10 protein-coding genes are annotated in these 11,076 nt (G+C 60.0%); 9 read left to right on the forward strand and 1 reads right to left on the reverse strand.

All coding sequences use genetic code 11. The features are described 5' to 3' along the window. Positions 1 to 78: 78 nt before the first annotated feature. The 9 genes from ACODTY_RS20620 to ACODTY_RS20660 all read left to right on the forward strand — a co-directional run bounded on the left by ACODTY_RS20620 (position 79) and on the right by ACODTY_RS20660 (position 10,808). Positions 79 to 981: a branched-chain amino acid ABC transporter permease gene (locus ACODTY_RS20620; protein ID WP_488996071.1), complete on the forward strand. Its 903-nt coding sequence runs from the start codon at positions 79 to 81 to the stop codon at positions 979 to 981. 4 nt (positions 982 to 985) lie between these two features. Continuing rightward, complete coding sequence (gene livM / locus ACODTY_RS20625; RefSeq protein ID WP_488996072.1) at positions 986 to 2,554, forward strand: high-affinity branched-chain amino acid ABC transporter permease LivM; 1,569 nt, start codon at positions 986 to 988, stop codon at positions 2,552 to 2,554. Then, a complete protein-coding gene (locus tag ACODTY_RS20630) occupies positions 2,554 to 4,176 on the forward strand; it encodes an ATP-binding cassette domain-containing protein (RefSeq protein ID WP_488996073.1) in 1,623 nt (540 codons plus the stop codon). Before livM ends, ACODTY_RS20630 begins: the two co-directional genes overlap by 1 nt. After that, positions 4,176 to 4,904 carry an ABC transporter ATP-binding protein gene (locus ACODTY_RS20635; protein WP_488996074.1) on the forward strand — a complete coding sequence of 243 codons (729 nt, stop codon included), beginning with the start codon at positions 4,176 to 4,178 and terminating at the stop codon, positions 4,902 to 4,904. Before ACODTY_RS20630 ends, ACODTY_RS20635 begins: the two co-directional genes overlap by 1 nt. A gap of 16 nt (positions 4,905 to 4,920) precedes the next feature. Continuing rightward, positions 4,921 to 5,268: a DUF6867 family protein gene (locus ACODTY_RS20640; RefSeq protein ID WP_488996075.1), complete on the forward strand. Its 348-nt coding sequence runs from the start codon at positions 4,921 to 4,923 to the stop codon at positions 5,266 to 5,268. Positions 5,269 to 5,405: 137 nt separating this feature from the next. Continuing rightward, positions 5,406 to 6,524: a branched-chain amino acid ABC transporter substrate-binding protein gene (locus tag ACODTY_RS20645; RefSeq protein ID WP_056237126.1), complete on the forward strand. Its 1,119-nt coding sequence runs from the start codon at positions 5,406 to 5,408 to the stop codon at positions 6,522 to 6,524. Positions 6,525 to 6,684: 160 nt separating this feature from the next. Next, on the forward strand, positions 6,685 to 10,143 hold the full coding sequence (gene pyc, locus ACODTY_RS20650; RefSeq protein ID WP_488996076.1) for a pyruvate carboxylase: 3,459 nt from the start codon (positions 6,685 to 6,687) through the stop codon (positions 10,141 to 10,143). Between the two features lie 157 nt (positions 10,144 to 10,300). Continuing rightward, positions 10,301 to 10,429, forward strand: coding sequence for a GapR family DNA-binding domain-containing protein (locus ACODTY_RS20655; RefSeq protein ID WP_488996077.1), 129 nt, complete (start codon positions 10,301 to 10,303; stop codon positions 10,427 to 10,429). A gap of 118 nt (positions 10,430 to 10,547) precedes the next feature. After that, a complete protein-coding gene (locus tag ACODTY_RS20660; protein ID WP_488996078.1) occupies positions 10,548 to 10,808 on the forward strand; it encodes a DUF2312 domain-containing protein in 261 nt (86 codons plus the stop codon). Positions 10,809 to 10,862: 54 nt separating this feature from the next. On the opposite strand, the gene ACODTY_RS20665 is transcribed toward ACODTY_RS20660, so the two are convergent. After that, positions 10,863 to 11,076, reverse strand: a 214-nt coding sequence (locus tag ACODTY_RS20665; RefSeq protein ID WP_488996079.1) for a hypothetical protein, incomplete at its 5' end; no start/stop codon positions are given.

Here is an 11,076-nt window from a genome sequence, read left to right on the forward strand (position 1 = left end):
GCTTGAAACTTTAGGACTAGGGGAAATACGAAAAGGAATGCGCCAGCGACGGCGACATTCCAGGGGAGCCGTTTAAATATGCAGTACTTCATCCAGCAGCTTATCAACGGGCTGACGCTGGGGTCTATCTATGGCCTGATCGCGATCGGCTATACGATGGTCTACGGCATCATCGGCATGATCAACTTCGCCCACGGCGATATCTTCATGGTAGGCGCCTTCGCGGCGCTGATCGTGTTCCTGATACTCGGCGCGATATTCTACTCGGTACCGGTCGTGATCGCTCTCTTGATCATGATGGTCGTGTCGATGCTCCTGGTGAGCCTGTACAACTGGGTCATCGAAAAGACCGCCTACCGTCCCCTGCGCGGTTCATTCCGTCTGGCACCGCTGATCACCGCCATCGGCATGTCGATAGCGCTCTCGAACTTTGTTCAGGTCACCCAGGGCCCGCGCAACAAGCCGATCCCGCCGATGATCAGCCAAGTCTACAACATCTATGGCATCAGCATTTCCCTGAAGCAGATCGTCATTGTGGTTGTGACAGCCATCCTGCTGGTCATCTTCTGGTACGTGGTCAACAAGACGGCTTTGGGCCGTGCGCAGCGCGCCTGCGAACAGGACCAGAAAATGGCGGCGCTGCTCGGCATCAATGTCGACCGCACCATTTCGATCACCTTCATCATCGGCGCAGCGCTTGCCGCGGTCGCAGGCACGCTCTTCCTGATGTACTACGGCGTGGTCGTGTTCTCGGACGGTTTCGTTCCCGGCGTCAAAGCCTTCACTGCTGCAGTGCTTGGCGGTATCGGCTCGATCCCCGGAGCGGTCATCGGTGGCCTTGCCATCGGCTTCATCGAGAGCATCTGGTCCGCCTATTTCTCGATTGACTACAAGGACGTGGCAGCCTTCTCGATCCTGGCCATCGTGCTGATCTTCCTGCCCTCCGGCATTCTCGGCCGGCCAGAAGTCGAAAAGGTCTAGAACCATGGCCGTAGCTGAATCGAGCAAACTTGCCGGCAGTGCAAGCAACGTCTCCACAGGCCTGCGCGAAGCGTTTTACGCTGGCCTCATCGCCTTCTTCATGTTCGTGCTTCTGATCGGTCTCAAGACCGACCAGAACATCCACAACGAGCTCATCATCGTCCCGAGATGGGGCCTGCTCGCGATTGTGGTTTTGCTGACTGCGCTGGGCCGTTTTCTGCAGGTGGTCTACCTGACGCCGTTCCTCGCGGCGCAAAAGATGACGGACACCAAGACCGGCCTTCGCCCGACCAGCGTCGCGCTCCGCTTCTTCAGCAAGCGCAATCTGGTGATCGCCTTGGTAGTCGGCGCGGTTCTTTTCCTGGCCGGAAGCACGCTCGAGGCGGCAGTTGGCCCGTACTGGGCGGTTTACCTCGGCATGCTGCGCGGCGCCGCCATCATCTATGTTCTGGCTTGGGTCATCTTCTACTTCCGCAACTTCATCGGCGCCCACTCCTACTCGCTGGGCTTCGCAGTTCTCGTTCTCTACCCCATTGCAATGGTGCTGATGTTCGGCTTCCAGGGCTCGCTGAAATGGGTCGACAACTTCGGCATCCAGATCCTCATTTACGTCATGCTGGCGTGGGGATTGAACATAGTCGTCGGCCTCGCTGGCCTGCTCGATTTGGGTTACGTCGCCTTTTATGCGGTCGGCGCCTACTCCTATGCCTTGCTCGGCACGCATTTCGGCTGGTCGTTCTGGATCCTGCTGCCCGCTGCCGGTGCAATGGCAGCAATGTGGGGCATCATCCTCGGCTTTCCGGTGCTGCGACTGCGCGGCGACTACCTTGCCATCGTGACGCTGGCCTTCGGCGAAATCATCCGCCTCGTGCTGATCAACTGGCGCGAAGTCACCAACGGCGCGGCCGGCGTCTCGGGCGTCCCGAAGGTGAGCTTCTTCGGATTGATGTCCTTCAACGTCTCCGATCCGAACTACATCGCCAAAGTTCTGGAAATCCCCCAGTCCGGCGCCTACTATAAGATCTTCCTCTACTATCTGATCCTCGCGCTGTGCATCCTGACGGCCTTCGTCACGATACGCCTTCGCTCGATGCCGGTTGGACGCGCATGGGAAGCGCTGCGCGAAGACGAGATCGCGTGCCGTTCGCTTGGCATCAACACCACCACCACCAAGCTTACCGCCTTCGCCACCGGTGCCATGTTCGGCGGATTTGCCGGCTCGTTCTTTGCCGCGCGGCAGGGTTTCGTCAGCCCCGAATCCTTCATCTTCCTGGAATCGGCAATCATCCTTGCCATCGTCGTTCTGGGCGGCATGGGATCACTGGGCGGCATCGCCGTTGCGTCGGCCGTGATGATCGGCGGCACCGAAATCCTGCGCGAGATGCAGTTCCTCAAGATGATCTTTGGACCCGACTTCACGCCTGAGCTTTACCGCATGCTCCTGTTCGGCGTCGCCATGGTGATCGTCATGGTGTGGAAGCCTCGCGGGTTTGTTGGCAGTCGAGAACCGACAGCCTTCCTCAAGGAACGAAAAGCCGTGTCAGGTGAATTTACAAAGGAAGGGCACGGCTGATGAGCACGAGTGCAGCTTCAACCAGCCCGATCCTTCAGGTCGAGCATCTCTCGATGAAGTTCGGTGGACTGGTAGCCATTGGCGACCTGTCCTTCGAGGCCCGGCGCGGCGAGATTACGGCCCTGATCGGCCCCAACGGGGCCGGCAAGACAACCGTGTTCAACTGCATCACAGGCTTCTACAAACCGACTGAAGGCATGATCCGCTTTACCGGCAGAGCCGGGGGCGAGTTCCTGCTCGAGCGCATGCCTGACTTCCAGATCACGGCCAAGGCCAAGGTTGCCAGAACTTTCCAGAACATCCGACTCTTCTCCGGCATGACCGTTCTGGAAAACCTCCTGGTCGCCCAGCACAACAAACTGATGAAGGCTTCCGGCTATACGATCCTGGGTCTGCTTGGCATTGGCGGCTATCGCCAGGCCTCGGCGGAGTCGATCGAGAAGGCCAAATTCTGGTTGGAAAAGGCCAATCTGGTGGATCGCGCCGACGATCCGGCAGGTGACCTGCCCTATGGTGCGCAACGGCGGCTCGAGATCGCGCGCGCCATGTGCACCGATCCGGAACTGCTTTGCCTGGACGAACCGGCCGCCGGCCTCAATCCGAAAGAATCGTTGGCACTCAACAGCCTGCTCAACGACATCAAGGCCAACACCGGAACATCCATCCTGCTCATCGAGCACGACATGTCCGTGGTCATGGAAATCTCGGATCATATCGTGGTGCTTGAATATGGCCGCAAGATTTCGGACGGCGATCCGACATCGGTGCGAACCGATCCCCGGGTCATCGCGGCCTATCTCGGCGTCGACGACGAGGAAGTCGAAGACGTGCTCACGGCTGTCGGCGACGAGGATGTCATCGAGCAACTGGACACCGGCCCCGATGCCAGTCATGGCCCCGGTGCATCTGCTTCCATGCTTGCCGGACCGCTGAGCGACACGGTCGTTCACGGCGATGGCGAGCGCGTGACGGTCGAGAAAGGCGCTTCGAAAGCGGCGCATGCAAAGCCTGCCGTCCAGGCAAAGCCGGCATCGAAGACGCCGGCTAAGAAGGCCGCAGCACCGGTCGCCAAATCAAAGCCGGCTGTTACCAAGGCGGGAACGGCAAAGGCTGCCGCAGTTTCGGCAAAGCCCACACCGACGGCATCGGCAGCAGCCAAGCCGGCGACAAAACCGGCCGCCGCCAAACAGGTAGTCAAAGCCGAGCCTTCAAAGCCAGCGGCCAGCAAGCCCGCTGTCCAGAAGACTGAAAAGGCCGCAGCCAAGCCGACAGCAGCCAAGCCGGCGGCGGCAAAGGCGCCCGCTGCGAAGGCGGCGGCAAAACCCGCTGCACAAACGGCAGCAAGAGCGATCTCGAACCGTCTGGCCGCACCGCGCGGTGGCAGGCCTGACGATCTCCTGGCGATCAACGGTATAGGCCCGGTGAACCTGCGCAAGCTCAACGAGCACGGCATTTTCCACTTCGACCAGATCGCCGCATGGAAGAAAGCCGATATCGAAGCAGTGGAGGCTTACCTCGCTTTTGACGGCCGTATCGCCCGGGAAGACTGGATTGGTCAGGCGAAAGCTCTGGACAAGAAGGCCGCATCCGCTGCGGCAGCTAAGCGCGGGGGGCGCAAATAATGGCCAACGCACCGCTGCTCGACATTAAGGGTGTCCAGACCTTCTACGGCAACATCAAGGCGCTTAACGGTGTCGATGTTTCGGTCCACGAAGGCGAGATCGTGGCGCTGATCGGGGCCAACGGCGCCGGCAAGTCGACACTGATGATGACCATCTTCGGCGCTCCGAGAGCGCGTGCCGGCACGATTACCTTTGCCGGCACCGACATAACGCAAATGCCGACCCACGAAATCGCACGCTTGCGCATTGCGCAGTCGCCGGAAGGCCGCCGGATTTTCCCGCGCATGACGGTGATGGAAAACCTGCAAATGGGCGCCAGCCTCGACAACCTCAAATACTACAACGAGGACGTCGAGAAGGTGTTCACGCTGTTCCCGCGCCTCAAGGAGCGTATTGGGCAACGCGGCGGCACCCTGTCAGGCGGAGAACAGCAGATGCTCTCGATCGGCCGCGCCCTGATGGCAAGGCCAAAGCTGCTTCTGCTTGACGAACCGTCGCTCGGTCTCGCACCGCTGATCGTCAAGCAAATCTTCGATGCAATTCGAGAACTCAATCGCACACAGGGACTGACGGTATTCCTGGTCGAGCAGAACGCCTTCGGCGCCTTGAAGCTCGCCACGCGCGGCTACGTCATGGTCAACGGCAACGTCACCATGAGCGGCACCGGCAAGGACCTGTTGGCAAACCCGGAAGTGCGCGCTGCCTATCTCGAAGGCGGCAGGCACTGAATCTGGAGGTATCATCATGCAAGGCATTCTCTACGAAGAGCCCTCGATCTGGCAGTTTTTCTTCGTCACCTGCCTTCTCGGCGGATGGGCTGCGTGGATGACAGGCAAAGCCTGCGCTCAGACATGGCGATCGCAGGTGGCCCTTTTCTTCTACGTTCTCGGCCTCGGTATCGGGATCCGCTTCATCCATCATGCCCTTTTCAACGGCACGATGTTTTCGCCGCAGTACTATGTCGTCGACACCGTCGTTCTGATGATCCTGGCCTTTCTCGGATACCAGTACAAGCGCACTAACCAGATGGTTACGCAATACAATTGGCTTTACGAGAAAGTGTCGCCCCTTAGCTGGAAATCAAAGAGTTAAGGTTCACCATTAACGTCGTTTCGAAGATGAATCGACGTGACAACCGCCTGAAAATCGGCAAAGTTGGCTTTCTGCGATTAGGGTGGGCATCGCATGAAAGTATCATCCACGCCCACCCCGTAAATGGGAGCGTTTAAATGAAGAAATCACTCTTGTCCGCGGTAGCCCTGACCGCGCTGGTCGCGTTCAGCGGCTCGGCGTGGGCTGACGTTCTGCTCGGCGTTGCTGGCCCGATCACCGGCCCGAACGCCGCGTTCGGCGCTCAGCTGCAGAAGGGTGCGGAGATGGCTGCTGCAGACATCAACGCTGCGGGCGGCATGAACGGCGAGCAGATCAAGGTCAGCGTCGGCGACGACGTTTCCGACCCCAAGCAGGGCATTTCGGTTGCCAACAAGTTCGTTGCCGACGGCATCAAGTTCGTGGTCGGCCACTTCAACTCGGGCGTGTCGATTCCTGCTTCGGAAGTCTATGCCGAGAATGGCATCCTCGAAGTGACGCCGGCTGCTACCAACCCGACCTTCACCGAGCGTGGCTTGTGGAACACCGTCCGCGTCTGCGGCCGTGACGACCAGCAGGGCCAGGTTGCCGGCGCTTATATCGCCGCCAACTTCAAGGACGCCAAGGTTGCCGTGATCCACGACAAGACGCCTTACGGCCAGGGCCTTGCCGACGAGACCAAGAAGGCGCTGAACGCTGCCGGCGTGACGGAAGTCATGTACGAAGGCGTGAACATCGGCGACAAGGACTTCTCGGCCCTCATCGCCAAGATGAAGGAAGCCGGCGTGACCCTGATCTATTGGGGTGGCCTGCACACCGAAGCCGGCCTGATCATCCGCCAGTCGGCTGACCAGGGCCTGAAGGCTCCGCTGTTCTCGGGCGACGGCATCGTGTCGAACGAGCTCGCTTCCATCGCTGGCGACGCCGTTGCCGGCACCTACAACACCTTCGGTCCCGACCCGCGCCAGAACCCGGCCGCTAAGGACGTTGTTGAGAAGTTCCGCGCTGCCGGCTTCGAGCCTGAAGCCTACACGCTGTATTCCTATGCAGCCACGCAGGTGATTGCACAGGCAGCAGCAGCAGCCGGCACCAACGACGCCCAGGAAGTTGCCAAGGCGATCAAGGAGAAGGGTCCGTTCAAGACCGTTCTCGGCGACCTGTCCTTCAACGAAAAGGGTGACCGCACCGACGCTGACTATGTCGTCTACCAGTGGAAGAAGGGCGACGACGGCAAGTACAACTACTTCCAGCTGAAATAAGCCTGGAAGAAGCAAACCTGCAGGAAATGCCCGGCGCTCCGCGCCGGGCATTTTCGTTTTGGAATGATATATCCCTTACGATGCGTCATTCCCGTTTGCGCCGCAGCAATTTCGCGCTATTCATGCGCGCCTTTTGACCCCTTGCTTGCGGAGTGCCCCATTGCCCATCGCGAAGATCCTTGTCGCCAACCGCTCTGAAATCGCCATCCGCATTTTCCGTGCGGCCAACGAACTCGGCCTGAAAACCGTGGCGATCTGGGCGGAAGAAGACAAGTATTCGCTGCACAGGTTCAAGGCCGACGAGAGCTACCAGGTGGGGCGTGGCCCACATCTTGCCAAGGATATGGGTCCGATCGAGAGCTACCTCTCGATTGAGGAAGTCCTTCGCGTCGCCAAGCTTTCCGGAGCCGACGCAATCCATCCGGGCTACGGCCTTCTTTCGGAAAGCCCTGAATTCGCTGACGCCTGCGCCGAGGCTGGCATCACCTTCATCGGCCCGAAGGCGGATACGATGCGCCGTCTCGGCAACAAGGTCGCCGCGCGCAATCTTGCCATCGAAGTTGGGGTACCAGTCGTTCCCGCAACCGATCCCCTTCCCGACGATATGGATGCCGTAAAGAAGCTCGCGGCCGATATCGGCTACCCGCTCATGCTCAAGGCCTCCTGGGGCGGTGGCGGACGCGGCATGCGCGCCATTCGCTCGGAGAGCGATCTCTCCCGCGAGGTGATGGAAGGCAAGCGCGAAGCCAAGGCGGCCTTCGGCAAGGACGAGGTTTATCTCGAAAAGCTGGTCGAACGCGCGCGCCATGTCGAAGTGCAGATACTGGGCGACACCCATGGCAACGCCGTGCATTTGTTTGAGCGCGATTGTTCCATCCAGCGCCGCAACCAGAAAGTCGTCGAGCGCGCCCCTGCCCCCTACCTCGATGCGGCACAGCGCCAGGAACTGTGCGGCTATGCGCTGAAGATCGCCGATGAGACCAGCTACATCGGAGCCGGCACCGTCGAGTTCCTGATGGATGTCAATACCGGCAAGTTCTACTTCATCGAGGTTAACCCGCGCATCCAGGTCGAGCACACAGTCACCGAGGAGGTGACCGGCATCGATATCGTCAAGGCGCAGATCCACATTCTTGACGGGTTTGCAATCGGCCAAACGCAATCGGGCGTGCCGGCGCAGGAAAACATCCGTCTCAACGGCCATGCCTTGCAATGCCGCATCACCACGGAAGACCCGGAACAGAACTTCATACCGGATTATGGGCGCATTACCGCTTATCGCGGGGCGACCGGCTTCGGCATACGCCTTGATGGCGGCACCGCCTATTCAGGCGCGGTCATTACGCGCTTTTATGACCCGCTGCTTGAGAAGGTTACAGCATGGGCACCGACATCGGGTGAGGCCATCGCACGCATGAACCGGGCCTTGCGCGAGTTCCGGATCCGCGGCGTGGCGACAAACCTCACCTTCCTCGAGGCGATCATCAATCATCCGCGCTTCGGCGACAATTCCTATACGACGAAGTTCATCGATACGACGCCTGAACTGTTTACGCATGTGAAGCGGCAGGACCGCGCCACCAAGTTGCTGAACTATCTCGGCGACGTTTCGGTCAACGGACACCCGGAAGCGCGCGGCCGCCCCAAGCCTAACCCGGACGCGGCGGCGCCCGTTATTCCGTGGTTCACGGGTCCAGTTCCTGACGGCACGCTTCAGAAGCTCGACACGCTCGGACCGCAGAAGTTCGCGCAATGGATGCGCGAGCAGAAGCAGGTTCTGGTGACCGATACGACGATGCGCGACGGCCACCAGTCCTTGCTCGCCACCCGTGTGCGCACGCATGACATAACCCGTATCGCCGGTACATATGCGCGCGCGCTGCCGCAACTTCTGTCGCTCGAATGCTGGGGCGGAGCGACTTTCGACGTGGCGATGCGCTTCCTGACCGAAGACCCATGGGAGCGGCTGTCGCTGATCCGTGAGCGGGCGCCGAACATTCTGCTGCAGATGCTTCTGCGCGGAGCAAACGGCGTCGGCTACACCAATTATCCCGACAATGTCGTCCAACATTTCGTCAAGCAGGCCGCCAGGGGCGGCATCGACCTGTTCCGCGTCTTCGACTGTCTGAACTGGGTCGACAACATGCGCGTCGCGATGGATGCAGTCGTCGCCGAAGGCAAATTGTGCGAAGCGGCGATGTGCTACACCGGCGACATCCTCGACCCTGCCCGCGCCAAATACGATCTCAAATACTATGTTTCGCTTGCCAAGGAACTGGAAGCGGCAGGCGCGCATATCATCGCGGTCAAGGACATGGCCGGCCTGCTCAAGCCGGCGGCCGCCAAGGTCCTGTTCAAGGCTCTGCGCGAAGCAACCGACCTTCCTCTCCATTTTCATACGCATGACACCTCGGGCCTCTCGGCCGCTACGGTGTTGGCCGCGGTGGAATCCGGTGCCGATGCCATCGACGCCGCAATGGACGCCTTCTCCGGCAACACCTCGCAGCCATGCCTCGGCTCCATCGTTGAGGCTCTGCGCGGCACAGATCGCGATCCCGGTCTCGATCCGCATTGGATCAGGAAAATCTCGTTCTACTGGGAAGCAGTACGCAACCAGTACGCCGCCTTCGAAAGCGATCTCAAGGGGCCGGCCTCAGAAGTCTATCTGCATGAGATGCCGGGCGGCCAGTTCACTAACCTGAAGGAGCAGGCTCGCTCGCTCGGGCTGGAAACGCGCTGGCACGAAGTGGCGCAGGCCTATCACGACGTGAACCTGATGTTTGGTGACATCGTCAAGGTGACGCCCTCATCGAAGGTCGTGGGCGACATGGCGCTGATGATGGTGAGCCAAGACCTCACCGTGGCGGACGTCGAGAACCCGGCCAAGGACATCGCCTTCCCGGATTCGGTCGTCGCCATGCTGCGCGGCGATCTTGGCCAGTCCCCGGGCGGTTGGCCTGCGAAGTTGCAAAAGAAGGCGCTGAAGGGTGGCAAGGCTGTGACGGCCAGGCCAGGCTCGTTGCTCAAGGCGGCCGACCTTGCCGCCAGCCGCAAGGAGGTCGAGGCGAAGCTCGGCCGCAAGCTTTCCGAATTCGAATTCGCCTCATGGCTGATGTACCCGAAAGTGTTCACCGACTTTGCGGCAGCACAGGAGACCTACGGCCCCGTCAGCGTGCTGCCGACGCCGACCTACTTCTACGGCATGCAGTCAACGGACGAGATCTTCGTTGATATCGAGAAGGGCAAGACGCTGGTCATCCGCTGCCTGGCCATCGGCGATGTCGATGACAAGGGCATGGTGACGGTGTTCTTCGAACTGAACGGGCAACCCCGCAGGGTCAAGGTGCCGGACAGGGCGCACGGTGCTTCCGCCGTCAAGGCCCGGCGCAAGGCCGAACCGGGCAGCGACATCCATGTCGGCGCGCCGATGCCTGGGGTTATCTCGACGGTCGCCGTGGCGGCCGGGCAGGCGGTCAAGGCAGGCGATGTACTGTTGTCCATCGAAGCCATGAAGATGGAAACCGCGCTGCATGCGGAACGCGACGGCGTCATTGCCGAAGTACTCGTGCGCACCGGCGACCAGATCGATGCCAAGGATCTGCTTGTCGTGTTCGGCTAGCGCCAGCCACCAGACCAGGTAAGGCAGGCTTCTCAACAAGCCTGCCAGTGCCTCACAAACAGCTTGACCAGCCAGCACCTTGTCGGGCATCGAACCCCACGAAAAGTGGCTGCTGCTCTCGCGAGTCGCGGCAATTCCAAACAACGCGGAGAATGAAATGGCCGACGACATCACCGAAACCAGCCAGACCGTTGCTGCCGGCCAGTTGCGTGCCTTTATCGAGCGCATCGAGCGGCTCGAGGAAGAAAAGAAGACCATCGCCGACGATTTTCACACGTTTGGCTAGGTCTCCCGAAAGGCAATTAAGCAGAGTTTTCTTAGGGATAGCCTAAAGATTCGCTATCGGGAGCCCTCCTGATAAACCGGATGATTAGAAGGGCACACAAGCATCGAGTGGAGTTTACATGGCAGACGAGATCACAGAGACCAGCCAGACTGTCGCGGCAGGGCAGCTTCGTGCATTCATCGAAAGGGTCGAGCGCCTCGAAGAGGAGAAGTCCCAGATCCAAGAGGACATAAAAGAGATCTTTGCGGAGATGAAGGGAACGGGCTTCGATACCAAGGCAGTAAGAACCATCATCCGTCTCCGCAAAAAGGATGCGGCGGAGCGGCAAGAGGAAGAGGCTATCCTGGACTTGTACAAGGCCGCTCTCGGGATGGCGTAGATCGGGCACTGATCACGCGGCGATCGGCCTAGTCAGCACCTACTGAACGAAATCCTAGGACTCGGCGTTGCAGTCTGATGGCTCGAATTGCCGGTCAATGTCGACCTGAGGGACGATCTTGACCGGCACCACGCGCCGCAATGTGATGACGATCCTGGATTTCGGCGGCGGTGAGACCTCACCCCGACATCGCGTCAGGCTGGTGCCACTGTTTGTGTTTTTTCGTGGAATTAGGACCCTGTTCAAGGGGTGATTTTCGTCCAAACGG

The organism is Mesorhizobium sp. FG116 (genome assembly GCF_057809835.1).